Below are 24,432 nucleotides of genomic sequence, written 5' to 3' on the forward strand. Positions count from 1 at the left end.
CCGAGAGCCCGGGGCACCGAGGGCCCGGACCGCCGGGCCCTAGACCGCCCGCCACAGGGCGGGGACGGACGGGGGCTCCCAGCCCGGCTGGGCGACGTGGCCCTGGAGGCAGACGTAGCCCCGTCCCGCGTAGCCGACCCGCGCCCCCGCCTGGTAGGCCGTACCGGCCGCCCAGGCACCTCCGGGCGGCGGGGTGGTCGCGGTGGCCGTGGGCGTGGGGCCGGGGTCCTGCGGCACGTTCAGCACGAAGTCGTAGGCCGCCTCCTTCGCGCCGCCCGCGTCGCGTACGGTCATCAGCAGCCGCGGGTCGAAGATCGTGTCGGTGTTGTTGCGGGGCTCGCCCGGGAAGTAGAGCTGGGTCGTCAGGACCGGCCGGCCGGGCGCCTGCACCTTGACGTGGATGTGGCGGGTGCGCCCCGGGTAGAGCCCGGGGACGACGGTCGTCAGGGCGAACGCCCCGGTGGAGTCGGTGAACTGGTGGCCGCGGAACCGGTAGCCGGTGTTGTCGTACGCGCCGTTGACGTCGGCCTGCCAGAAGTCCATCAGCACGCCCCCGATCGGCTTGCAGGCCAGCCCGAAGACGTAGCCGCTGACGGTCAGCCGCGTGCCGGGCGTGCCCGGCTCCAGCAGCGAGGTGCGCAGGGGCGAGGCCGGCTTGAAGTACGGCCCCTCCGTCTGGGCGGGCGTCGGGTCGTCGCCGTCGTCGCACGTGGGGGTGAGCTCGGGCGCGGCGCTCCCGTCGGTGAGGGTGCGCGCGAGGGCCGGTACGCCCATGAGGGCGATCGGCGCCGCCATGCCGGCCGCGAGCGCGGCGCGCAGAACCGTCTTGCGGCTGGGGTGTGCCGGGGTGTTCTCGCCGTCCATGCCTGCTCCTTGTGGGGGGCTGCGGGGTCGGCCACGAACCTACGCAGGGCCGTCGGGCACTTCGATGGACCGGGCGCGGGCGTCATGGTGTTTTCGGAAGTCCCCCGGGGTGCTCCCGGTCTCCCGGCGGAAGAAGCGGCAGAAGTAGGCGGGGTCGGCGAAACCGGTCCGGACCGCGACCTGATGGACCGACAGATCAGTGCGCACCAGCAGGCGTTGGGCCTCCGCGACGCGGGCCTCGCGCAGCAGCGGGCCGGGGGTGCGGCCGGTGGCGGCCCGGACGGACTCGGTGAGGTAACCGGTGGTGACGCCGAGGCGCTCGGCGCACTCCCGTACGGACCACGGGCCCGCCCCGGTGGGGGCGATCAGCCGCGCGAAGCGTGCGGCGAGCGCCGCGGGCCGGCCGGGGGCGGGCGCCGGTGCGCCGGGGCCGGCCAGCCGTCCCGCGCGCACGAGCAGGACGTGCAGCAGGGAACGCAGCACGGACTCGAAGCCGGGGGCCCCGTGCCGGTACTCCTCGGCGAGGTCGGTCATCAGGCGGGCGATCCCGGCGTCCGCGGCGGCGTCGAGGGTCGCCGGGGGGAGTTCGGCCAGGCGGCGCAGCACGTCCCGGTCGCCGGGGTGGTCCAGCAGGAAGTCCTCGGTGAAGAGCGCGACGGAGCCGTCCAGGCCGGCGGCGTCCTCCCAGTGGTGGATCCGGCCGGGGAGGATCACCTCCAGCTGCGGCGGGCGCAGCCGTCTGCGGGCGAGGTCGACGACGTGGGCGCCGGCGCCCTCGGTGACGTGCACGATCTCGTAGAAGGTGTGCCGGTGGGGGAAGGCCGCCCGGGACATCGGGCCGATCGTGTCGAAGGTGCCGGCGGCGAAGGGCGCGGCGCCGGGCAGGAGCAGTTCGAGGCGGTGGAGCGGGGGCTCTCCCGCACGCGGGATGTGGCAGGGCGCTCCGGGTAACACGGTGGTGCCGCGCATCGTCCGTCTCCCTCGACTCCGTGGGCTACAGGTCCAGACCAGTCTCGGGGGTTCAGCCTGGCACGGACGGGCCGCAGCGGGCCACCGTGCGTGCGGTGCGCGGCTGCCCCGGTCGGGCCGTCCACGCAGTGGACGGCGGCCTGGCAGATCTTCCCGCCCGTACGGCGTCTCCCCAGGTCAGAGCCGTTCCGGTGGAGTGTCGAAGTGGCGCAACACTGTGGCAACACCATCCCGCGCACGTCGTCGGTATGGTCCGTCGCATGCCAGCCGAACGCCTTCGTGAGCACACCGTCCCGGTCGCCGCGGCGCGCCGTCGGCGGCTGCGCGCGGACCAGGCGCGACAGCTCGCCGACCTCCTGCGCCACCAGATCCTCGCCGCCCGTTTCCCCCGCGGGGTCCTCCCCCTGGAGGACCGCATCGGCTCCGACTACCGCGTCTCCCGCAACACCGTCCGTCAGGCGCTCGACCTGCTGCGTGCCGAGGGCCTGGTGGAGCGGCAGCCGGGAGTGGGGACGGTCGTGGTGTGCGAGAAGTACCCGCACGGCCTGGACCGGCTCCAGGGGCTCGCGGAGACCCTGCGCGAGCACGGCCCGGTGACCAACGAGGTCCGTACCGCGGGCCCGGTCCCGGCCCCCGCGCCGGTCGCGGGCCGGCTGGGGGTCCCCGAACACTCCGACGTCCTCTACATCGAACGGCTGCGCCGCCTCGGCGGCCTGCCGCTCTCCCTCGACCTCACCTACGTCCCGATGGACGTCGGCGCGGGGCTGCTGGACTGCGACCTGGAGAACACCGACGTCTTCCGGCTCCTCGAGACCCTCACCGGGCAGCCGCTCGGTCACGCCGACATCACCCTGGAGGCCGTCAACGCCGACGCGCACTCCGCCGCCGTCCTGCAGGCGCCGCGCGGCGCCGCCCTGATGATGCTGGACCGGCTCACCCACCTCTCCGACGGCCGTCCCGTGGACCTGGAGTTCATCCGGTTCCGGGGCGACCGGATCACCATGAGCGGCCTGATGCACCGCACGGCCTGACCTCTTCCCCCGGCTTTCCCCTGCTCCGCCCCTTCCCCTCCTTTTCCCGCCACTTCCCGGAGACAGCCATGCCCTTGGCGCCCCAGCGGGCCGACGTGCCCGTGACCATCGACGAGTCGAAGTGCATCGACGGCTGCACGCTGTGCGTCGAGATGTGCCCGCTGGACTCCCTCGCGATCCACCCCGACAGCGGCAAGGCGTACATGCACGTGGACGAGTGCTGGTACTGCGGCCCGTGCGCGGCCCGGTGTCCCACCGGTGCCGTCACGGTCGACATGCCCTATCTGCTCCGCTGAGAGGTCCCGCATCCCATGCCCTCGAACCGCGTCGCCCGCGTCGCGCCGCTCCTCGCCCTGGCCCTGCTCGTCCCGCTCGCCGCGTGCGGCGGACGGGCGGGCGCCGGGGAGGAGGGGACGGTCACCGTGACCGTCGGCTACCAGTCCAAGACCATCAACACCGTCACGGCCGGCACGCTGCTGCGTTCCCTCGGCCACTTCGAACGCGAACTGCGCGCCCAGGGCGCCAAGGACGGCCGGACGTACAAGGTCGTCTGGCAGGACTACGCCACCGGCGCGCCGATCACCGCCCAGATGACCGCCGGGAAGATCGACATCGGCTCGATGGGTGACTTCCCGCTGCTCCTGAACGCGGCCCGCGGGGTCACCGCGAAGCGCCCGACCCGGCTGGTCTCGGTGACCGGGTACAACCTGCGCGGCGCCCTCAACACCGTCGTGACCGCGCCCGGTTCGCGGCTCGGCTCGCTGGCGGACCTGCGCGGGAAGAAGGTGTCGACCAGCGTCGGCTCCGCCGCGGACGGCACCCTCGTCCGCGCCCTGCAGCGTGCCGGTATCGATCCCGGCCGGGACGTCCGCAAGCTCAACCAGCAGCCAGCGGTGGGCGCTTCGGCGCTGACGGCCGGCAGTGTGGACGCCCTCTCGCAGTTCGTCGCGTGGCCGGGACTCCTCGCCTTCCAGGGGAGGGCGCAGGCGCTCTACGACGGGGGCGAGCTGGACCTGCCGACCTTCCACGGGGTGACGGTCCGCGAGGCGTTCACACGCGAACACCCGGAGATCGTCGAGGCGTTCGTGCGGGCCCAGATCTCGGCGACCGCGTATCTGCGCGAGCACCCGGTGGCGGCCAGCGAGAAGGTCGGCAGGGCCACCGGCCTCCCGGCGGAGGTCGTCCACCTCTACAACGGCCCGAACGGCATCGCGACCTTCGACCCGTCGCTCAAGCCGCGGCTGATCGACGCGCTCAAGGAGGACGTGCCGGTGCTGAAGTCGGCCGGGCTGGTGGACGAGGTGGACGTGGACGCCTTCGTCGACGACCGCTTCGTCCGCGGCGCGTACGGCTCCGGCTACGCGCGCCAGGTCGCCACGCCGCCTCCGGCGGCGCGCAGCGAGGTGTGGCTGAAGGAGGCCGAGCGGACCGTCTCCTTCGACACGCCGGCGCAGGCGCTGCGTCACGTGGCGGCGCACCGGGCGGAGGTCCGCGCGGCGTACGTCCCGGACGCGGTGACCGGCACCCTCTGGTTCGCGGACCGGGCGGTGTGGGTGGCGGACGGGGCGGAGCTCAAGCCCTTCGTGACCCCGGCCGGGGCGCGGGCCTACCGGGCCGCGCACCCCGGGGCGCGGCAGGTCACCTACGCCGAGGCGCTGGCGTCATGAGGTACGCGCTGCGGGTGGTGTCCCTGGTGACGGCGCTGGCCGTGTGGCAGGCGCTGACGTCCTACGACGTCACGCTGTGGCTGCGGTTCGAGCAGTTCCCGACCGTGACGGAGGTCGCGGACGCCTTCGCCGACCGCCTGGTGACGGCCGCGTACTGGCAGGACCTCGGCGACAGCCTGACCCGGATCGTCACCGGCTTCACGCTGGCGGCCCTCGCGGGCATCGGCCTGGGCACCGCGATCGCCCGCTCGCGCCTCGTGGAGGACCTGCTGGGCCCGATCCTCGAGGTGCTGCGGCCGATCCCGGCGATCGCGCTGGTGCCGGTGGCGATCCTGCTCTTCCCGAGCAACGAGCAGGGCATCGTGTTCATCACCGGCGCGGCGGCGTTCTTCCCCGTCCTGGTCTCCACCCGGCACGCGGTCCGCGCGCTGCCCCCGCTGTGGGAGGAGGCCGTCGTCACCATGGGCGGCGGCCGGGCGCGCGTGCTGTTGTCGGTGGTGCTGCCCGGGGCCCTGCCCGGCATCTTCAGCGGTCTGTCGGTCGGGATCGGCGTCTCGTGGATCTGCGTGATCTCGGCGGAGATGATCTCCGGCGAGTACGGGGTGGGCTACCGCACCTGGCAGGACTACACGGTCGTGGACTATCCGGCGGTCTTCGTCGGCATGGTGACCATCGGCGCGCTGGGCTGGCTGACGTCCACGGCGGTCGAGTGGCTGGGCCGCCGCGTGGTGGGCCAGCGGTCGGCCCCGGCCGGGGTCCGGGCGCCGGCTCCGGTCGGCCGGGTCCGGCCGTCCCGGGCCGCGACGGCGCCCGCCCCCGCCGGAGCCGAGGCGGCGTCATGACCGCCCTCGTGCTCGACGCCGTCACCCTCGGCCGGCCGCGCCACCCGCTCCCCCACCGCGTCGACCTGCGCGTCGACCCCGGCGAGCTCCTCACCGTCGTCGGTCCGTCCGGCTGCGGCAAGTCCACGCTCCTGCGCACCCTCGCCGGGCTGCTCCCACCGCTGTCCGGGACGGTCACCGCACCGCGTGACCACCGGGCCCTGGTGTTCCAGGAGGACGCGCTGCTGCCCTGGCGCACCGCGCGCGCCAACGTCGAACTGCCGCTGGCGATCGCCCGCACGCCCCGGGCGGAGCGGCGCGCGTTGGCGACGGAGTGGCTCGGCCGCGTCGGGCTCGCCGACGAGGCCCGTCGGCTGCCCCACCAGCTCTCCGGCGGGCAGCGCCAGCGCGTGCAGCTCGCCCGGGCCCTGGCGCCGGGGCCCCGCGCCGTCTTCATGGACGAGCCGTTCGGCGCGCTGGACGTGCGTACCCGGGCCGACATGCAGGACCTGCTCGTCGAGGTCCTGCGCGGCACCGGCGCGACCGTCGTGTTCGTCACGCACGACGTGGACGAGGCGCTGTTCCTCGGGGACCGGGTCGCCGTCCTCGGGACGGGCGTCGTCCTGGAGAACCCCCGGCCGCGCGAGCGCGGGGCGGACCTCTCCGGCCTGCGCCGCCAGGCGCTCAAGGCCCTCGCCTCCTGATCCCCCGAAAGGCCCCCCCCAATTGGACATCCCCTCCCTCACGGACGCGGAGGAGCTCTCCTGCGACGTCCTCGTCGTCGGCGGCGGCACCGCCGGCACGATGGCCGCGCTGACCGCGGCCGAACACGGCGCCGACGTCCTGCTCCTGGAGAAGGCGCACGTCCGGCACTCGGGCGCGCTCGCCATGGGCATGGACGGCGTCAACAACGCCGTGATCCCCGGCCGCGCCGAACCGGACGACTACGTCGCGGAGATCACCCGCGCCAACGACGGGATCGTGGACCAGTCCACGGTCCGCCAGACCGCCACGCGCGGTTTCGCGATGGTCCGGCGCCTGGAGTCGTACGGCGTGAAGTTCGAGAAGGACGAGCACGGCGAGTACGCGGTCCGCCAGGTCCACCGCTCCGGCTCGTACGTGCTGCCCATGCCGGAGGGCAAGGACGTCAAGAAGGTCCTCTACCGGCAGCTGCGCCGCCGCGAGATGCGGGAGCGGATCCGCATCGAGAACCGCGTGATGCCGGTGCGGATCCTGACCGGCGAGGACGGCCGGGCCGTCGGCGCCGCCGGTTTCCACACCCGGACCGGGCGCTTCGTCACCGTGCGGGCCGGCGCCGTGATCCTGGCGACCGGCGCGGCCGGGCGCCTCGGGCTGCCCGCGTCGGGCTATCTGTACGGGACCTACGAGAACCCCACCAACGCGGGGGACGGCTACTCCATGGCGTACCACGCGGGCGCCGAGCTCACCGGGATCGAGTGCTTCCAGATCAACCCGCTCATCAAGGACTACAACGGGCCCGCGTGCGCCTACGTCGCCAACCCCTTCGGCGGCTACCAGGTCAACCGGCACGGCGAGCGCTTCGTCGACTCCGACTACTGGTCGGGCCAGATGATGGCGGAGTTCGCCGAGGAACTGGCCTCGGACCGGGGTCCGGTCTACCTCAAGCTGAGTCATCTGCCCGAGGAGTCCGTGGGCGCGCTCGAGTCGATCCTGCACACCACGGAGCGCCCCACCCGGGGCACCTTCCACGCCAACCGCGGCCACGACTACCGCACCCACGACATCGAGATGCACATCTCCGAGATCGGCCTGTGCGGCGGGCACTCCGCCTCGGGCGTCCGGGTCGACGACCACGCCCGCACCACCGTGCCCCGGCTCTACGCGGCCGGGGACCTGGCGTGCGTCCCCCACAACTACATGATCGGCGCCTTCGTCTTCGGCGACCTGGCGGGCGCGGACGCCGCCCGCTACCGGGCCCCCGAGGGGCCGCTGCCGGCCGACCAGCTGGCCGCCGCCCACGCCCTGGTCTACCGGCCGCTGCGCCATCCGGAGGGGCCGCCGCAGCCGCAGGTCGAGTACAAGCTGCGCCGTTTCGTGAACGACTACGTCGCCCCGCCCAAGTCCGGTGCCCGGCTCTCGCTGGCCGTCGAGCACTTCGAGCGGATGCGGACGGAGATCGACGCGATGGGCGCGACGACCCCGCACGAGCTGATGCGCTGCGCCGAGGTGGGATTCATCCGGGACTGCGCCGAGATGGCGGCCCGCTCCTCGCTGGCGCGGACCGAGTCCCGCTGGGGCCTGTACCACGCGCGGACGGACCATCCGGAGCGCGACGACACGGACTGGCTGCACCATCTCGATCTGCGCAAGTCCCCCTCGGGGGCGATGGAGTTCACGGCCCGGCCGGTGGCTCCCTACCTGGTGCCGGTGGAGGGCTACGCGCCGGTGGGCGGCGCCTCGCGGGAGCTGGGCGAGGTCCGGCCGGAGCAGGTCGCGACGGCGGGTCCGCGCGAGCTGGCACCGGTCGGCTCCGGTGTCCGTACGCCCTCGTCCGCGGCGGGGGAACGGAGCACGGTCGCCGACGCGCCGCGCATCCTGGAGCTGCACGCCCTGGCCGAGACGGAACCCGAACTCGGGGCCCTGCTGCCCTACCTGGGGGATCCGGACCCCGCCGTACGCCGGGCGGCGGTGGCGGCCCTCACCGAGACCGTCCCGGCGGGTACGGGTCCGGCGCTGGCCGGCGCGCTGGTCGACGCGGACCCGGCCGTTCGGGCGGAGGCGGCGGCGGCGCTGCGCGAGCTGGTCGAGACGCTGCCCGCGGCGCCGGAGCTGCGGACGCCGCTGGTCGCCGCGCTGTCGGCCGCCGACCCGGTGGCGCGGTCGGCGGCCCTGACCGTCCTGCGGGTGCTCCGGCTGGGTTCGGAGGCGCTGTTCGCGGGCGCGCTGGGCGACGGCGACCGGGAGGTGCGGGTGGCGGCGGTCGGCGGCCTGGTGTCGGTGGACGCGGTCGGGGCGCTCGCCCGGGCGGCGCAGGACCCGTCGCGGGAGGTCCGGGTGGCGGTGGCGAAGGGGCTCGCGGCGGTGCCCGGCGCGGCGCCGGGCACGCTCGACCCGCTCCTGGCCGACGGGGACGCGCTGGTCCGGGCGGCTGCCCTCGGGGCGCTCGGGACGCTCGGCTGCCCGGCCGGATACGCGGCGGACGCGGTCCGGGCCCTGGACGATCCGGCCTGGCAGGTGCGGGCGGGGGCGGCCGCCGGGCTGGCGGCGGCGGACCGGGAGACCGCGGTACCGGCGCTGGCACGGATTCTCGGCGACCCGAACGCGGACGTCCGCAAGGCGGCGGTCCTGGCCCTGCTGCGCCATCCGGGGACCGCGGCCGTGCTGGCTACGGCCCTGGACGACGCGGACGCCGACGTCCGCGCCTACGCCTCGCGCGCGGCGGCGCCGGCGGCGGGCTGAGCGAGGGGGAGGCGGGTCGCGCGCCGCACGCACCAGGGCCCGGCCCCCGCTCGCGCGGGGGCCGGGCCCTGGTGCGTGGTGTGCGGGTGTCAGCGCACGAACACGCCCGCCTGGCTCGCCAGGTCCAGGAAGTACTGCGGCGCGAAGCCGAGCACCAGCGTGACGGCGACGCCGACCGTGATGGTGGCGGCGGTGAAGCCCGAGGGCACGGCGACCGTGGGGCCGTCGGGCCTGGGCTCGCTGAAGAACATCAGCACGATCACCCGGATGTAGAAGAACGCGGCGATCGCGGACGAGATGACGCCGATCACGACCAGCGTGCCGGCCCCGCCCTCCGCCGCCGCCGTGAAGACGGCGAACTTGCCGGTGAAGCCCGCGGTCAGCGGGATGCCGGCGAAGGCGAGCAGGAACACCGCGAAGACCGCCGCGACGAGCGGCGAACGGCGCCCCAGACCGGCCCACTTGGACAGGTGCGTCGCCTCGCCGCCCGCGTCGCGCACCAGCGTGACGACGGCGAAGGCGCCGATGGTCACGAAGGAGTAGGCGGCCAGGTAGAAGAGGACGGAGGAGACGCCGCTGGGCGTGGCCGCGATGACACCGGCCAGGATGAACCCGGCGTGGGCGATCGAGGAGTAGGCGAGGAGCCGCTTGATGTCGGTCTGGGTGATCGCGACGATCGCGCCGCCCAGCATGGTGACGATGGCGACGCCCCACATGACCGGCCGCCAGTCCCAGGTGAGGCCCGGCAGCACCACGTACAGCAGGCGCAGCAGCGCGCCGAACGCGGCGACCTTCGTCGCGGCGGCCATGAAGCCGGTGACGGGGGTCGGCGCGCCCTGGTAGACGTCCGGGGTCCACATGTGGAACGGCACCGCGCCGACCTTGAAGAGCAGGCCCATGAGGACCAGCGCGAAGCCGATGAGCAGCAGGACGTCGTTGCCCATAGTCTGGGCGAGGGCCGGGTCGACCGATCCGACCGCGCCGTCGACGACGTTCGCGATGGTGGCGTACGAGACGGAGCCCGCGTAGCCGTAGAGCAGGGCGATGCCGAAGAGGAGGAAGGCGGAGGAGAAGGCGCCGAGGAGGAAGTACTTGACCGCGGCCTCCTGCGACATCATCCGCTTGCGGCGGGCGACGGCGCACAGCAGGTAGAGCGGGAGGGAGAAGACCTCCAGCGCCACGAACAGCGTCAGCAGGTCGTTGGCGGCCGGGAAGACCAGCATGCCGGCGACGGCGAACAGCACCAGCGGGAAGACCTCGGTGGTGGTGAACCCGGCCTTGACGGCCGCCTTCTCCTGGTCGCTGCCGGGGACGGCGGCGGCCTCGGCGGCGAAGGAGTCGACCTGGTGGCCGTGGTCGGCCGGGTCGAGCCTGCGCTCGGCGAAGGTGAAGACGGCGACGACGGCGGCCAGCAGGATGGTGCCCTGGAGGAAGAGCGCCGGGCCGTCGACGGCGATGGCGCCCATGGCCGCGATGTGCGCCTTGGTGGAGCCGTAGCCGCCGGCCGCGAGGCCGACGACCGCGGCGAAGGCGGCGGCGAGTGCCAGGACGCTGAGGAACACCTGGCTGTGGTAGCGGCCCTTGCGGGGCACGAACGCCTCGACGAGGACGCTGACGATCGCGGCACCGACCACGATCAGCACGGGTGAGAGCTGGACGTACTCGATGTGGGGTGCGGGGATCTTGGTGATCGGCTCGGCGGCCGTCGTCCACAGGCTGTGGACAGCCGTTGCACTCACTTGGCCGCCTCCGCGTTCTGAATGGGCACCGTGGGCTGGGGGTCCTGCTGCCGGACGTCGGACAGGGTGTGGTTGACGGCCGGGTCGACGATCTCCGTCAGCGGCTTCGGGAACACGCCGAGGAAGATCAGCAGGGCGATGAGCGGGACGACGACCGCGAGTTCACGCGCTCGCAGGTCGGGCATCGTCCGCACCTCCTCCTTCACCGGCCCCGTCATCGTCCGCTGGTAGAGGACGAGGGTGTAGAGCGCGGCGAGGACGATGCCGGTGGTGGCGATGACGCCGGCCACCGGGTAGCGGGCGTACGTGCCGACGAGGACCAGGAACTCGCTGACGAAGGGCGCGAGGCCCGGCAGCGAGAGGGTGGCCAGGCCGCCGATCAGGAAGGTGCCGGCGAGGACCGGGGCGACCTTCTGCACGCCGCCGTAGTCGGCGATGAGCCGGGAACCGCGCCGGGTGATCAGGAAGCCGGCGACCAGCATCAGCGCGGCCGTCGAGATCCCGTGGTTGACCATGTAGAGGGTGGCGCCGCTCTGGCCCTGGGTGGTCATCGCGAAGATGCCCATGATGATGAAGCCGAAGTGCGAGATCGAGGCGTACGCGACCAGCCGCTTGATGTCCCGCTGCCCCACCGCGAGCAGCGCGCCGTAGACGATGCTGATCAGGGCGAGCGCCACGATGACCGGGGTGGCCCACTTCGAGGCCTCCGGGAAGAGCTGGAGGCAGAAGCGGAGCATCGCGAACGTGCCGACCTTGTCGACGACCGCGGTGATGAGCACGGCGACCGGTGCGGTCGCCTCCCCCATCGCGTTCGGCAGCCAGGTGTGCAGCGGCCACAGCGGCGCCTTCACCGCGAAGGCGAAGAAGAAGCCGAGGAACAGCAGCCGTTCGGTGTTGGTGGCCATCTCCAGCTGGCCGCTCGCCCGCGCCTCGGCGATCTCCGTGAGGGAGAAGTTGCCGGCGACGACGTACAGCCCGATGACGGCGGCCAGCATGATGAGCCCGCCGACCAGGTTGTACAGCAGGAACTTGACCGCCGCGTAGGAGCGCTGGGCCGCCGCGTTCTCGTCGGAGCCCGCGTGCGCCCGGTCGCCGAAGCCGCCGATGAGGAAGTACATCGGGATCAGCATGGCTTCGAACAGGATGTAGAAGAGGAAGACGTCGGTGGCCGCGAAGGAGAGGATCACCATCGCCTCGACCATGAGGATCAGGGCGAAGAAGCCCTGGGTCGGGCGCCAGCGGCTGCTCTTGGTCTCCAGAGGGTCGGCGTCGTGCCAGCCCGCCAGGACGACGAAGGGGATGAGCAGCGCGGTGAGCGCGATCAGCGCCACCCCGATGCCGTCCACGCCCAGTTCGTAGCGGACCCCGAAGTCCCTGATCCAGGAGTGGGACTCGACGAGCTGGTAGCGGGCGCCACCGGGCTCGAAGCGGACGAACACGATCGCGGCGAGCACGAGCGTGACCAGGGAGACCAGCAGCGCCAGCCACTTGGCCGCGGTGCGGCGGGCGGCGGGGACGGCGGCGGTGAGGATCGCACCGGCCGCCGGCACCGCTGCCGTCACCGTCAGGAGGGGAAAGGACATCGGTTACACCGCCCTCATCAGCAGGGTCGCGGCGATCAGCACCGCCGTACCTCCGAACATGGAGACCGCGTACGTGCGGGCGTAGCCGTTCTGGAGCTTGCGCAGCCGGCCGGACAGGCCGCCGACCGAGGCGGCGGTCCCGTTGACCACGCCGTCGACCAGGCTGTGGTCGACGTAGACGAGGGAGCGGGTGAGGTGGGTGCCGCCCCGGACGAAGACGACGTTGTTGAAGTCGTCCTGGAGGAGGTCGCGGCGGGCCGCCCGGGTGAGCAGCGACCCGCGCGGCGCGACGACCGGGACCGGCCTGCGGCCGTACTGGACGTAGGCGACGGCGACGCCGATCACCATGACCGCGACGGTGGCGGAGGTGATGGCCCCGGCGCTGATCGGGGGGTGCCCGTGCTCGAAGCTCGTCACCGGCTCCAGCCAGGTCACGAAGCGGTCGCCGATGCTGAAGAAGGCGCCGGCGCACACGGAGCCGACGGCCAGCAGGACCATCGGGACGGTCATCGACTTCGGCGACTCGTGCGGGTGCGGCAGGTCGCCCTTCTCGTCCGCCTGCCAGCGCTTCTCGCCGAAGAAGGTCATCAGCATCACGCGGGTCATGTAGTACGCGGTGATGGCGGCGCCCAGCAGGGTGACCGCGCCGAGGATCCAGCCCTCGGTGCCGCCCTTGGCGAAGGCGGCCTCGATGATCTTGTCCTTGGAGAAGAAGCCGGACAGTCCCGGGAAGCCGATGATGGCGAGGTACCCGAGGCCGAAGGTGACGAAGGTGACCGGCATGTACTTCCGCAGGCCGCCGTAACGGCGCATGTCCACCTCGTCGTTCATGCCGTGCATGACCGAACCGGCACCGAGGAAGAGCCCGGCCTTGAAGAAGCCGTGGGTCACCAGGTGCATGATCGCGAAGACGTAGCCGATGGGGCCGAGACCCGCCGCCAGGATCATGTAGCCGATCTGCGACATCGTGGAGCCGGCCAGCGCCTTCTTGATGTCGTCCTTGGCACAACCGACGATCGCACCGAAGAGGAGCGTGACGGCGCCGACCACGGTGACCACGAGCTGGGCGTCCGGGGAGGCGTTGAAGATGTCGGCCGAGCGGACGATCAGGTAGACGCCGGCGGTGACCATGGTGGCGGCGTGGATCAGGGCCGAGACCGGGGTCGGGCCCTCCATCGCGTCACCGAGCCAGGACTGCAGCGGCACCTGGGCCGACTTGCCGCAGGCCGCGAGGAGCAGCATCAGGGCGATCGCCGTCAGCGTGCCCTCGCTCGCCCCGTCCACCGACCCGAGGACCGGCCCGAAGGCGAAGGTCCCGAAGGTGGTGAACATGATCATGATGGCGATCGAGAGGCCCATGTCGCCGACCCGGTTGACCAGGAAGGCCTTCTTGGCGGCGGTCGCCGCGCTGGGCTTGTGCTGCCAGAAGCCGATCAGGAGGTACGAGGCGAGGCCGACGCCCTCCCAGCCGAAGTACAGGAGCAGGTAGTTGTCGGCGAGGACGAGCAGCAGCATCGCCGCGACGAACAGGTTGAGGTAGCCGAAGAAGCGGCGGCGGCGCTCGTCGTGCTCCATGTACCCGATCGAGTACACGTGGATGAGCGTGCCGACACCGGTGATCAGCAGGACGAAGGTCATCGACAGCTGGTCGAGCTGGAAGGCCATGTCCGCCTGGAAGCTCTCGACCGGGATCCAGGTGTACAGCGTCTGGTGCAGGGCCCGGTCGTCGGCGCTCCGGCCGAGCATGTCGGCGAACAGGACGACGCCGATGACGAAGGAGACGGCCGCGAGCACGGTGCCGAGCCAGTGCCCGGTCTTGTCCAGGCGACGGCCGCCGCACAGCAGGACGGCCGCTCCCAGCAGGGGCGCCGCGATGAGCAGCGCAATCAGGTTCTCCACGGTTCAGCCCCTCACAGCTTCATCAGGCTGGCGTCGTCGACCGAGGCCGAATGGCGCGCCCGGAAGACCGACACGATGATCGCGAGCCCGACCACGACCTCCGCGGCGGCGACGACCATCGTGAAGAACGCGATGATCTGGCCGTCGAGGTTGCCGTGCATCCGGGAGAAGGCGACGAACGCCAGGTTGCAGGCGTTGAGCATCAGCTCCACGCACATGAACACCACGATCGCGTTGCGCCGGATCAGCACCCCGGCCGCGCCGATGGTGAACAGCAGGGCCGCGAGATACAGGTAGTTGACGGGGTTCACCGGGTGGCCTCCTCTTCGTCCCGGTCCCGGCCGAGCCGCTCCTCGGAGCGCTGCTCCAGCGCCTTGAGGTCGGCCAGGGCCTCGGTGGACACGTCCCGGATCTGACCGCGCTTGCGCAGGGTCTGCATGACCGTCAGCTCGGCGGGCGTGCCGTCGGGCAGCAGTCCGGGGACGTCCACGGCGTTGTGCCGGGCGTAGACACCGGGGGCGGGCAGCGGCGGCACGTGCTTGCCCTCGCGCACGCGCTGCTCGGACAGCTCGCGCTGGGTCCTGGCCTTCTCGGTGCGCTCGCGGTGCGTGAGCACCATCGCGCCGACCGCCGCCGTGATCAGCAGCGCGCCGGTGATCTCGAAGGCGAAGACGTACTTGGTGAAGATGAGGGCGGCGAGGCCCTCGACGTTGCCGCCGTACGCGCCGTTGGCCGCGCCGAGTCCGTTGAACTCCGTGAGCGACGCCTGGCCGATGCCCGCGATGAGCAGCACGCCGAAGCCGAGCCCGCAGGCCGCGGCCCACCAGCGCTGCCCCTTGATGGTCTCCTTCAGCGAGTCCGCGGCCGTGACACCGACCAGCATGACGATGAAGAGGAAGAGCATCATGATCGCGCCGGTGTAGACGACGATCTGGACGATGCCGAGGAAGTACGCCCCGTTGGCGAGGTAGAAGACGGCAAGGATGATCATGGTGCCGGCCAGGCACAGCGCGCTGTGCATGGCCTTCTTCATGAGGATCGTGCACAGGGCCCCGATGACGGCGACGGTGCCGAGGACCCAGAACTGGAAGGCCTCACCACCCGAGGTGGTGTACGCCGCGAGGTCGGCGGTCATGCGTCCACCTCCTCCGGCTCGCCGTTCTCCCCCTTGGAGGCGGCGACCTGCCGGACCGTGCCGGGCGCGGCCTCGGTGACCAGCCCCCGGTAGTAGTCCTGCTCGTCCGTCCCGGGGTGGATGGCGTGCGGGGAGTCGACCATGCCCTCCTCCAGGCCCGCGAGGAGCTGCTCCTTGGTGTAGATCAGGTTCTCGCGGGAGGAGTCGGCCAGTTCGAACTCGTTGGTCATCGTGAGCGCCCGCGTGGGGCACGCCTCGATGCACAGTCCGCACAGGATGCAGCGGGCGTAGTTGATCTGGTAGACCGCGCCGTACCGCTCACCCGGGGAGTAGCGCTCCTCGTCGGTGTTGTCGGCGCCCTCCACGTAGATGGCGTCCGCGGGGCAGGCCCAGGCGCACAGTTCGCAGCCCACGCACTTCTCAAGTCCGTCCGGATGACGGTTGAGCTGGTGCCGGCCGTGGAAGCGCGGCGCCGTCGTCTTCTGCTGCTCCGGGTACTGCTCGGTCAGCCGCTTCTTGAACATGGCCTTGAAGGTCACGCCGAAGCCGGCCACCGGATTCTGGAAATCAGACACCGTCCGTCTCCTTTCCATCGCTCGCAGTAGCAGAATCGGGGCCACCGCTGACGACCAGGTCGCGGTCGCGGCGGGACCGGCGCCGCGGGACCGGCGGCAGGGCTTGTCCCGGCTTGGGCGGTACGGGGAATCCGCCGGCCATCGGGTCGAAGGGGCGGGTGTCCTCGGGTGCGGCGCCGGCGGCCTCGCTCCTGGCCTTCCGGTCGCGGAACATGTCCGCGATGAAGGAGAGCAACAGCACGGCGATGACCGCTCCGGCGACGTACAGCACGATCGTCTGGAACCCGTAGTTCTCGTTCCGCAGCGCGCGGACGGTGGCGACCAGCATCAGCCAGAGCACCGAGACCGGGATGAGGACCTTCCAGCCGAGCTTCATCAGCTGGTCGTAGCGGACGCGGGGCAGCGTGCCGCGCAGCCAGATGAAGAAGAAGAGCAGCAGCTGGACCTTGACGACGAACCAGAGGAGCGGCCACCAGCCGTGGTTCGCGCCCTCCCAGAAGGTCGAGATCGGGTACGGGGCCCGCCAGCCGCCCAGGAAGAGGGTCACCGACACGGCCGAGACCGTCACCATGTTCACGTACTCGGCGAGCATGAACATCGCGAACTTGATCGACGAGTACTCGGTGTTGAAGCCGCCGACCAGGTCGCCCTCGGACTCCGGCATGTCGAACGGGGCACGGTTGGTCTCACCGACCATCGTGACCACGTAGATGATGAAGGAGACCGGCAGCAGGACGATGAACCAGCGGTCGGCCTGCGCCTCCACGATCGCCGAGGTCGACATCGACCCCGAGTAGAGGAAGACGGAGGCGAACGCGGCGCCCATCGCGATCTCGTAGGAGATCATCTGCGCGCAGGAGCGCAGACCGCCCAGCAGCGGATAGGTCGAGCCGGAGGACCAGCCGGCGAGCACGATGCCGTAGATGCCGACGGAGGCGATGGCCAGCACGTAGAGCATGGCGATCGGCAGGTCGGTGAGCTGCATCGAGGTGCGGTGGCCGAAGATCGAGACCTCGTTGCCGGCCGGGCCGAAGGGGATCACGGCGATCGCCATGAACGCCGGGGCCGCGGCGATGATCGGCGCGAGGATGTAGACGACCTTGTCGGCCCGCTTGACGATCACGTCCTCCTTCAGCATCAGCTTGATGCCGTCCGCGAGGGACTGGAGGAGGCCCCAGGGGCCGTGCCGGTTCGGGCCGATGCGCAGCTGCATCCAGGCGACGACCTTGCGCTCCCACACGATGGAGAAGAGCACGGTGATCATCAGGAAGGCGAAGCAGAAGACCGCCTTGATCGCGACGAGCCACCAGGGGTCCGTGCCGAACATGGACAGGTCCTCGGCGGCGAGCACGCTGCGCTGTGCCTCCGCGAGTGGAGCGAGGGCGGTCATGCGCGCACCTCCGGAGCGGCTACGGCCCGGGCTGTGCCCGGCCGGACGAGGGGGAAGCGGGGGCGCCGCCCCGCGGGCCCGCGGCCCGCGGCCGGGCGGGCGAGGGGCGCGGTCATGACCGGACCTCCGCCGCGTCGGCGGCACCCGCGGGACCGATGCGGACCAGGTCGCCCGGGTGGGCGCCGGTGTCGGAGAGGACGCCGCCGCCGGTCGAGTTCAGCGGCAGCCACACCACCCGGTCGGGCATCTCGGTGACCTGGAGCGGGAGGTGGACCGAGCCCGCCGGGCCGGTCACCGCGAGGAGGTCGCCGTCCTTGACGCCGGTCTCGGCGGCGGTGGCGGCCGACAGCCGGGCCGGTGCCGCGTGCCGGGTGCCGGCCAGGGCGGTGTCGCCCTCCTGGAGGCGGCCCAGGTCGAGCAGCAGCCGGTGGCCGCCGAGGACGGCCTCGCCGTCGCCCGGCCGGGGCGCGGGCTGCGCGGGCTCGGCGGGCTCGGAGGCCCGCTCCCCCGCCCAGCCGCCCAGCCGGTCCAGCTCCCGCCGGACGGACCGCAGGTCGGGCAGCGCCAGGTGCGCGTCGAGGGCGTCCGCGAGCATGTGGAGCACCCGGGCGTCCGACGGGGCGAGGCGCCGGGTCATCTGCTCGGGCTTGAGCGCGGCCTCGAAGAGCCGTGCCCTGCCCTCCCAGTTGAGGAAGGTGCCGGGCTTCTCGGCGACCGCCGCGACCGGCAGGACCACGTCGGCCCGGTCGGTGACCTCGCTCGGCCGCAGCTCCAGCGAGACCACGAAGGCCGCGTCGAGCGCCTCGCGGGCCCGTGCCGGGTCCGGCAGGTCGCGGACCTCGACGCCTCCGACGAGCAGCGCGCCCAGTTCGCCGACGGCGGCGGCCTCGACGATCTGACCCGTGTCACGGCCGTAGCCGTGCGGGAGTTCGCGTACGCCCCAGGCCGCGGCGACCTCCTCCCGCGCCCGCGGGTCGGTGGCCGGACGGCCGCCGGGCAGCAGTGTCGGGATGGCGCCGGCCTCGAGCGCGCCGCGCTCGCCGGCCCGGCGGGGGATCCACACCAGCTTCGCCCCGGTGGCCGCCGCGCCGCGGACGGCCGCGGTCAGCGCGCCCGGCACGGCGGCGAGCCGCTCGCCGACCACGATGACGGCGCCGTCGAGGCGCAGGGCCTCGGCCGCGTCCGCGCCGGCCTCGTCGAGACCGACCCGGGAGGTGAGCGCGTCGAGCCACTCCGTCTCGGTGCCGGGCGCGGCGGACAGCAGCGTGCCGCCCGCCTTCGTCAGACCGCGGGTGGCGTGCGAGGCGATCGCGTAGGTCCGCTGGCCGTGCTTGCGCCAGGCCTTGCGCAGCCGCAGGAAGACGCCCGGGGCCTCCTCCTCCGCTTCGAGACCGACCAGGAGCACCGCCGGGGCGGCCTCCAGGGAGGTGTAGGTGACGCCCGCGCCGTCCAGGTCCCGTCCGCGTCCGGCGACCTGGGAGGCCAGGAAGTCGGCCTCCTCGCTGGAGTGGACCCGGGCCCGGAAGTCGACGTCGTTGGTGTCGAGGGCGACCCGCGCGAACTTGGCGTACGCGTAGGAGTCCTCGACGGTCAGCCGGCCGCCGGCCAGGACACCGGTGCGGCCGCGGACCAGGCCGCGGGCCGCCGCCTCCAGGGCCTCGGGCCAGGAGGCGGGTTCGAGGACGCCCTCGGCGTTGCGGACGAGGGGGGTCGTCAGCCGGTCGCGCTGCTGCGCGTACCGGAAGCCGAACCGCCCCTTGTCGCACACCCACTCCTCGTTGACCTCCGGGTCCTCGGCCGCCAGACGTCGCACGACCTTGCCGCGCCGGTGGTCGGTCCGGGTCGCGCAGCCGCCGGCGCAGTGCTCGCAGACCCCGGGCGTCGACACCAGGTCGAAGGGCCGGGAGCGGAAGCGGTACGCCGCCGAGGTCAGCGCGCCGACCGGGCAGATCTGGATGGTGTTGCCGGAGAAGTACGACTCGAAGGGGTCGCCCTCGCCGGTGCCGACCTGCTGGAGCGCGCCGCGCTCGATCAGCTCGATCATCGGGTCGCCGGCGATCTGGTTGGAGAAGCGGGTGCACCGTGCGCACAGCACGCAGCGCTCACGGTCGAGCAGCACCTGGGTGGAGATCGGGACCGGCTTCTCGTAGGTCCGCTTCCGCCCCTCGAAGCGGGACTCGGCCTGGCCGTGCGACATCGCCTGGTTCTGCAGCGGGCACTCGCCGCCCTTGTCGCAGACCGGGCAGTCCAGCGGGTGGTTGATGAGCAGCAGCTCCATCACACCGTGCTGGGCCTTCTCGGCGACCGGGCTGGTCAGCTGCGAGCGGACCACCATGCCGTCGGTGCAGGTGATGGTGCAGGAGGCCATCGGCTTGCGCTGTCCCTCCACCTCGACGATGCACTGGCGGCAGGCGCCGGCCGGGTCGAGGAGGGGGTGGTCGCAGAACCGCGGGATCTCGATGCCGAGCTGCTCGGCGGCGCGGATGACCAGCGTCCCCTTGGGGACGGAGATCTCGACGCCGTCGATGGTCAGCGTGACCAGGTCCTGGCCGGCCGCCCCGGACGGCCCCGCCGCGTTGCCGCCGCCGGGGGTGGACGCGATGACGGTCATGCGGTCACCTCCTTGTGGTTGTCCGCCCAGGCGGTCGACTTGGCCGGGTCGAAGGGGCAGCCGCGGCCGGTGATGTGCTGCTCGTACTCCTCGCGGAAGTACTTCAGCGAGGAGAAGATCGGGGAGGCGGCGCCGTCGCCGAGCGCGCAGAACGACTTGCCGTTGATGTTGTCGGCGATGTCGTTCAGCTTGTCGAGGTCGGACATCCGTCCCTTGCCCGCCTCGATGTCGCGCAGCAACTGGACCAGCCAGTAGGTGCCTTCACGGCAGGGCGTGCACTTGCCGCAGGACTCGTGGGCGTAGAACTCCGTCCAGCGGGTGACGGCCCGCACCACACAGGTGGTCTCGTCGAAGCACTGCAGCGCCTTGGTGCCCAGCATCGAGCCGGCCGCGCCGACGCCCTCGTAGTCCAGCGGGACGTCCAGGTGCTCGTCGGTGAACATCGGCGTGGAGGATCCGCCGGGGGTCCAGAACTTGAGCCGGTGGCCGGGCCGCATCCCGCCGCTCATGTCGAGCAGCTGGCGCAGGGTGATCCCGAGCGGGGCCTCGAACTGGCCGGGCGAGGCGACGTGGCCGCTGAGCGAGTAGAGCGTGAAGCCGGGGGACTTCTCGGTGCCCATCGACTTGAACCAGTCCTTGCCGCGGTTCAGGATCGCGGGAACCGACGCGATGGACTCGACGTTGTTCACCACGGTGGGGCAGGCGTACAGACCGGCGACCGCGGGGAACGGGGGACGCAGCCGGGGCTGGCCGCGCCGCCCTTCGAGCGAGTCGAGCAAGGCGGTCTCCTCGCCGCAGATGTACGCGCCGGCGCCCGCGTGCACGGTGAGTTCGACGTCGAGTCCGCTGCCGAGGATGTTCTCGCCCAGATAGCCGGCCTCGTACGCCTCGCGCACGGCCTCGTGCAGCCGGCGCAGTACGGGGACGACCTCGCCGCGCAGGTAGATGAAGGCGTGGCTGGAGCGGATCGCGTAGCAGGCGATCACGATGCCCTCGATGAGGGAGTGCGGGTTGGCGAAGAGGAGCGGGATGTCCTTGCAGGTCCCCGGCTCCGACTCGTCCGCGTTGACCACGAGGTAGTGCGGTTTGCCGTCGCCCTGCGGGATGAACTGCCACTTCATCCCGGTGGGGAAGCCGGCGCCGCCGCGTCCGCGGAGTCCGGAGTCCTTGACGTACGCGATGAGGTCGTCGGGCGACATCGCGAGCGCCTTCTTCAGGCCCTGGTAGCCCTCGTGCCTCTTGTAGGTGTCCAGGGTCCAGGAGTCCGGCTGGTCCCAGAACGCCGACAGGACGGGCGCGAGAAGCTTCTCGGGGCTGCTGTTGTTGATCTCGGCTGCCAAGGTCATCACTCCCCCTCCCCACTGGCTGACTCGCCGCGCGGGTGGACGATCTTGTGGTGCGGGGTCTCGCCCTTGGCCAGGCGCAGCCCGACGAGCGAGGCCGGGCCGGCCCCGCCGGTGGCCTCGACGGCCCCCTCGCGCTCGTCGGGGAAGCCGGCCAGGATGCGGGCGGTCTCCTTGTACGTGCACAGGGGCGCGCCGCGGGTGGGTGACACGGGACGTCCGGCCCGCAGGTCGTCGACGAGCCGCTTGGCGGTCTCGGGCGTCTGGTTGTCGAAGAACTCCCAGTTGACCATCACCACCGGCGCGAAGTCGCAGGCCGCGTTGCACTCGATGTGCTCCAGCGTGACCTTGCCGTCGGCGGTGGTCTCGTCGTTGCCGACGCCGAGGTGCTCCTTGAGCTCCTCGAAGATGGCGTCGCCGCCCATGACCGCGCACAGCGTGTTGGTGCAGACGCCGACCTGGTAGTCGCCCGACGGCTTGCGGCGGTACATGGTGTAGAAGGTCGCCACCGCGGTGACCTCGGCCGTGGTCAGGCCGAGGACGTCCGCGCAGAACTGCATGCCCGTGCGGGTGACGTGACCCTCCTCCGACTGCACCAGGTGCAGCAGCGGCAGGAGCGCGGAGCGGGACCCCGGGTAGCGGGCGACGATCTCCTTGGCGTCCGCCTCCAGCCGGGCCCGGACGTCGGCCGGGTAGGCGGGGGCGGGAAGCTGGGGCATGCCCAGGTTCGTCGACGAAGCGTTGTCCGTCATCGGTCGACGCCTCCCATCACGGGGTCGATGGAGGCGACGGCGACGATGACGTCGGCGACCTGGCCGCCCTCGCACATCGCCGCCATGGCCTGCAGGTTGGTGAAGGACGGGTCGCGGAAGTGGACCCGGTAGGGGCGGGTGCCGCCGTCGCTGACGACGTGCACGCCGAGCTCGCCCTTGGGCGACTCGACGGCCGCGTAGGCCTGTCCGGCCGGCACGCGGAAGCCCTCGGTCACCAGCTTGAAGTGGTGGATCAGGGCCTCCATGGAGGTGCCCATGATCTTCTTGATGTGGTCGAGGGAGTTGCCGAGTCCGTCCGTGCCGAGCGCGAGCTGCGCCGGCCAGGCGATCTTCTTGTCGCCGACCATGACGTCGCCGGGCTCCAGGCGGTCCAGGCACTGCTCGACGATCCGCAGCGACTGCCGCATCTCCTCCAGCCGCACGAGGAAGCGGCCGTAGGAGTCGCAGGTGTCGGCGGTGGGGACCTCGAACTCGTAGTTCTCGTAGCCGCAGTACGGGTCCGTCTTGCGCAGGTCGTGCGGGAGGCCCGCGGAGCGCAGGATCGGGCCGGTGGCGCCGAGCGCCATGCAGCCGGTGAGGTCGAGGTAGCCCACGTCCTGCATGCGGGCCTTGAAGATCGGGTTGCCGGTGGCGAGCTTGTCGTACTCCGGCAGGTTCTTCTTCATGGTCTTCACGAACTCGCGCACGGCGTCGACGGCGCCGGGCGGGAGGTCCTGGGCGAGGCCGCCGGGGCGGATGTACGCGTGGTTCATGCGCAGGCCGGTGATCAGCTCGTACAGGTCCAGGATCATCTCGCGGTCCCGGAAGCCGTAGATCATGATCGTGGTGGCGCCCAGCTCCATGCCGCCGGTGGCGATGCACACCAGGTGGGAGGAGAGCCGGTTGAGCTCCATGAGCAGGACGCGGATGACGCTGGCGCGGTCCGGGATCTGCTCGGTGATGCCGAGCAGCTTCTCCACGCCCAGGCAGTACGCCGTCTCGTTGTAGAACGAGGTGAGGTAGTCCATGCGCGTGACGAAGGTGGTGCCCTGCGTCCACGTCCGGTACTCGAGGTTCTTCTCGATGCCGGTGTGGAGGTAGCCGATGCCGCAGCGGGCCTCGGTGACGGTCTCGCCGTCGATCTCCAGGATCAGCCGGAGCACGCCGTGCGTGGACGGGTGCTGGGGACCCATGTTGACGACGATCCGCTCGTCGTCCGCCTTGGCCGCGGACTGGACGACCTCGTCCCAGTCCCCACCCGTGACCGTGTAGACGGTGCCCTCGGTGGTCTCGCGCGCGCTTGCCGATGGGGTAGTCACGAGTACGACCTCCGCTGGTCGGGAGCCGGGATCTGGGCACCCTTGTACTCGACGGCGATGCCGCCGAGGGGGTAGTCCTTGCGCTGCGGGAAGCCCTGCCAGTCGTCCGGCATCATGATCCGGGTGAGGGCGGGATGGCCGTCGAAGACGATGCCGAAGAAGTCGTACGCCTCGCGCTCGTGCCAGTCGTTCGTCGGATAGACCGCGGTGAGCGACGGGATGCGCCGGTCGGTGTCCGGGGCGGACACCTCCAGACGGATCAGCCGGCCGTGGGTCAGCGACCGCAGGTGGTAGACGGCGTGCAGCTCGCGGCCCGTGTCCCCGGGGTAGTGGACACCGGAGACGCCCGTACACAGCTCGAACCGCAGCGCCGGGTCGTCGCGCAGGGTGCTCGCCACCCGGACGAGGTGCTCGCGCGCGATGTGGAACGTGAGCTCGTCGCGGTCGACGACCGTCTTCTCGATCGCGTTCTCCGGGAGCAGTCCCTGCTCGTCGAGGGCGCCCTCGAGCTCGTCGGCCACCTCGTCGAACCAGCCGCCGTACGGGCGGGTGGCCTCGCCGGGCAGGCGCACCGAGCGGACGAGGCCGCCGTAGCCGGAGGTGTCGCCGCCGTCGTTCGCGCCGAACATCCCGCGCTGGACGCGGACCTCCTCACCGTGCTCCCCACGCTGCCCCGGCAGGTTCTGCGAGGAGAGGTCCTTCTCGGGATTGGGTGTCTCGTCACTCACCGGAGCAGGCCCTTCATCTCGATCGTCGGCAGCGCCTTCAGCGCCGCCTCCTCCGCCTCGCGGGCCGCTTCCTCCGCGTTCACGCCGAGCTTGGAGCCCTGGATCTTCTGGTGGAGCTTGAGAATCGCGTCCATCAGCATCTCGGGGCGCGGGGGGCAGCCCGGCAGGTAGATGTCGACCGGGACGATGTGGTCGACCCCCTGCACGATCGCGTAGTTGTTGAACATCCCGCCCGACGAGGCGCAGACGCCCATGGAGATGACCCACTTGGGGTTCGGCATCTGGTCGTAGACCTGCCGCAGGACGGGCGCCATCTTCTGGCTGACCCGGCCGGCCACGATCATCAGGTCGGCCTGGCGCGGCGAGCCGCGGAAGACCTCCATGCCGAAGCGCGCCAGGTCGTACCGCCCGGCGCCGGTCGTCATCATCTCGATGGCGCAGCAGGCGAGGCCGAAGGTCGCGGGGAAGACGGACGCCTTGCGCACCCAGCCCGCGGCCTGTTCGACCGTCGTCAGCACGAAACCGCTCGGCAGTTTCTCTTCGAGTCCCATAGGTGCCCCTCAGC

21 protein-coding genes are annotated in these 24,432 nt (G+C 72.0%); 6 read left to right on the forward strand and 15 right to left on the reverse strand.

Features of this window, described 5'->3' with window-relative positions:
• Positions 1-39: 39 nt before the first annotated feature.
• Together ACE1OA_RS14845 and ACE1OA_RS14850 are read right to left on the reverse strand one after the other, a co-directional pair.
• A complete protein-coding gene (locus tag ACE1OA_RS14845; RefSeq protein WP_386545454.1) occupies positions 40-864 on the reverse strand; it encodes a carbohydrate-binding protein in 825 nt (274 codons plus the stop codon).
• A 39-nt stretch (positions 865-903) separates the two neighbouring features.
• Complete coding sequence (locus ACE1OA_RS14850) at positions 904-1,833, reverse strand: AraC family transcriptional regulator (RefSeq protein WP_432752882.1); 930 nt, start codon at positions 1,831-1,833, stop codon at positions 904-906.
• Positions 1,834-2,093: 260 nt separating this feature from the next.
• On the opposite strand from ACE1OA_RS14850, the gene ACE1OA_RS14855 reads away from it, so the two are divergent.
• The 6 genes from ACE1OA_RS14855 (at position 2,094) to ACE1OA_RS14880 (ending at position 8,793) form a co-directional block, all read left to right on the forward strand.
• Positions 2,094-2,864, forward strand: coding sequence for a GntR family transcriptional regulator (locus ACE1OA_RS14855; RefSeq protein WP_432752883.1), 771 nt, complete (start codon positions 2,094-2,096; stop codon positions 2,862-2,864).
• A 68-nt stretch (positions 2,865-2,932) separates the two neighbouring features.
• Positions 2,933-3,160 (forward strand): 4Fe-4S dicluster domain-containing protein, encoded by a 228-nt coding sequence (locus ACE1OA_RS14860; RefSeq protein WP_356599791.1) that lies wholly within the window; start codon positions 2,933-2,935, stop codon positions 3,158-3,160.
• Between the two features lie 15 nt (positions 3,161-3,175).
• The gene (locus ACE1OA_RS14865) at positions 3,176-4,531 is read left to right on the forward strand and encodes an ABC transporter substrate-binding protein (RefSeq protein WP_432752884.1); all 1,356 of its coding nucleotides are present in this window, start codon (positions 3,176-3,178) and stop codon (positions 4,529-4,531) included.
• Complete coding sequence (locus tag ACE1OA_RS14870) at positions 4,528-5,373, forward strand: ABC transporter permease (RefSeq protein ID WP_384875569.1); 846 nt, start codon at positions 4,528-4,530, stop codon at positions 5,371-5,373. The genes ACE1OA_RS14865 and ACE1OA_RS14870 overlap by 4 nt, the downstream gene beginning before the upstream one ends.
• Positions 5,370-6,056, forward strand: coding sequence for an ABC transporter ATP-binding protein (locus tag ACE1OA_RS14875; protein WP_384875567.1), 687 nt, complete (start codon positions 5,370-5,372; stop codon positions 6,054-6,056). Before ACE1OA_RS14870 ends, ACE1OA_RS14875 begins: the two co-directional genes overlap by 4 nt.
• A 22-nt stretch (positions 6,057-6,078) precedes the next feature.
• The gene (locus ACE1OA_RS14880; protein ID WP_432752885.1) at positions 6,079-8,793 is read left to right on the forward strand and encodes a fumarate reductase/succinate dehydrogenase flavoprotein subunit; all 2,715 of its coding nucleotides are present in this window, start codon (positions 6,079-6,081) and stop codon (positions 8,791-8,793) included.
• A gap of 89 nt (positions 8,794-8,882) precedes the next feature.
• Here the strand turns inward: ACE1OA_RS14880 and nuoN are convergent, their stop codons facing one another.
• The 13 genes from nuoN to ACE1OA_RS14945 form a co-directional block, all read right to left on the reverse strand.
• Entirely contained in the window at positions 8,883-10,532 is a 1,650-nt protein-coding gene (nuoN, locus tag ACE1OA_RS14885; RefSeq protein WP_356779330.1) for an NADH-quinone oxidoreductase subunit NuoN, read from the reverse strand.
• Complete coding sequence (locus ACE1OA_RS14890) at positions 10,529-12,115, reverse strand: NADH-quinone oxidoreductase subunit M (protein WP_356599803.1); 1,587 nt, start codon at positions 12,113-12,115, stop codon at positions 10,529-10,531. The genes nuoN and ACE1OA_RS14890 overlap by 4 nt, the downstream gene beginning before the upstream one ends.
• A 3-nt stretch (positions 12,116-12,118) precedes the next feature.
• On the reverse strand, positions 12,119-14,014 hold the full coding sequence (gene nuoL / locus ACE1OA_RS14895; protein WP_356599805.1) for an NADH-quinone oxidoreductase subunit L: 1,896 nt from the start codon (positions 14,012-14,014) through the stop codon (positions 12,119-12,121).
• Positions 14,015-14,025: 11 nt separating this feature from the next.
• Positions 14,026-14,325, reverse strand: a complete 300-nt coding sequence (nuoK, locus tag ACE1OA_RS14900) for an NADH-quinone oxidoreductase subunit NuoK (RefSeq protein ID WP_030214504.1) — start codon at positions 14,323-14,325, stop codon at positions 14,026-14,028.
• Positions 14,322-15,149 carry an NADH-quinone oxidoreductase subunit J gene (locus tag ACE1OA_RS14905; RefSeq protein WP_356599807.1) on the reverse strand — a complete coding sequence of 276 codons (828 nt, stop codon included), beginning with the start codon at positions 15,147-15,149 and terminating at the stop codon, positions 14,322-14,324. Before ACE1OA_RS14905 ends, nuoK begins: the two co-directional genes overlap by 4 nt.
• Positions 15,146-15,742, reverse strand: coding sequence for an NADH-quinone oxidoreductase subunit NuoI (gene nuoI / locus ACE1OA_RS14910; RefSeq protein WP_356599809.1), 597 nt, complete (start codon positions 15,740-15,742; stop codon positions 15,146-15,148). The genes ACE1OA_RS14905 and nuoI overlap by 4 nt, the downstream gene beginning before the upstream one ends.
• On the reverse strand, positions 15,717-17,114 hold the full coding sequence (nuoH, locus tag ACE1OA_RS14915; RefSeq protein WP_356599811.1) for an NADH-quinone oxidoreductase subunit NuoH: 1,398 nt from the start codon (positions 17,112-17,114) through the stop codon (positions 15,717-15,719). The genes nuoI and nuoH overlap by 26 nt, the downstream gene beginning before the upstream one ends.
• Positions 17,115-17,226: 112 nt before the next feature.
• Positions 17,227-19,725 carry an NADH-quinone oxidoreductase subunit G gene (locus ACE1OA_RS14920; protein WP_356599813.1) on the reverse strand — a complete coding sequence of 833 codons (2,499 nt, stop codon included), beginning with the start codon at positions 19,723-19,725 and terminating at the stop codon, positions 17,227-17,229.
• Positions 19,722-21,074 (reverse strand): NADH-quinone oxidoreductase subunit NuoF, encoded by a 1,353-nt coding sequence (gene nuoF, locus ACE1OA_RS14925; protein ID WP_356599815.1) that lies wholly within the window; start codon positions 21,072-21,074, stop codon positions 19,722-19,724. Before nuoF ends, ACE1OA_RS14920 begins: the two co-directional genes overlap by 4 nt.
• Positions 21,071-21,820: an NADH-quinone oxidoreductase subunit NuoE gene (nuoE, locus tag ACE1OA_RS14930; RefSeq protein WP_356599817.1), complete on the reverse strand. Its 750-nt coding sequence runs from the start codon at positions 21,818-21,820 to the stop codon at positions 21,071-21,073. Before nuoE ends, nuoF begins: the two co-directional genes overlap by 4 nt.
• Positions 21,817-23,139 (reverse strand): NADH-quinone oxidoreductase subunit D, encoded by a 1,323-nt coding sequence (locus tag ACE1OA_RS14935; RefSeq protein ID WP_147976060.1) that lies wholly within the window; start codon positions 23,137-23,139, stop codon positions 21,817-21,819. The genes nuoE and ACE1OA_RS14935 overlap by 4 nt, the downstream gene beginning before the upstream one ends.
• Positions 23,136-23,867 (reverse strand): NADH-quinone oxidoreductase subunit C, encoded by a 732-nt coding sequence (locus tag ACE1OA_RS14940; protein ID WP_356599819.1) that lies wholly within the window; start codon positions 23,865-23,867, stop codon positions 23,136-23,138. Before ACE1OA_RS14940 ends, ACE1OA_RS14935 begins: the two co-directional genes overlap by 4 nt.
• Positions 23,864-24,418, reverse strand: a complete 555-nt coding sequence (locus tag ACE1OA_RS14945) for a NuoB/complex I 20 kDa subunit family protein (protein WP_356599821.1) — start codon at positions 24,416-24,418, stop codon at positions 23,864-23,866. Before ACE1OA_RS14945 ends, ACE1OA_RS14940 begins: the two co-directional genes overlap by 4 nt.
• Between the last annotated feature and the right edge of the window lie 14 nt (positions 24,419-24,432).

The organism is Streptomyces sp. JL2001 (assembly GCF_050917515.1).
Taxonomy (GTDB): Bacteria; Actinomycetota; Actinomycetes; order Streptomycetales; family Streptomycetaceae; genus Streptomyces.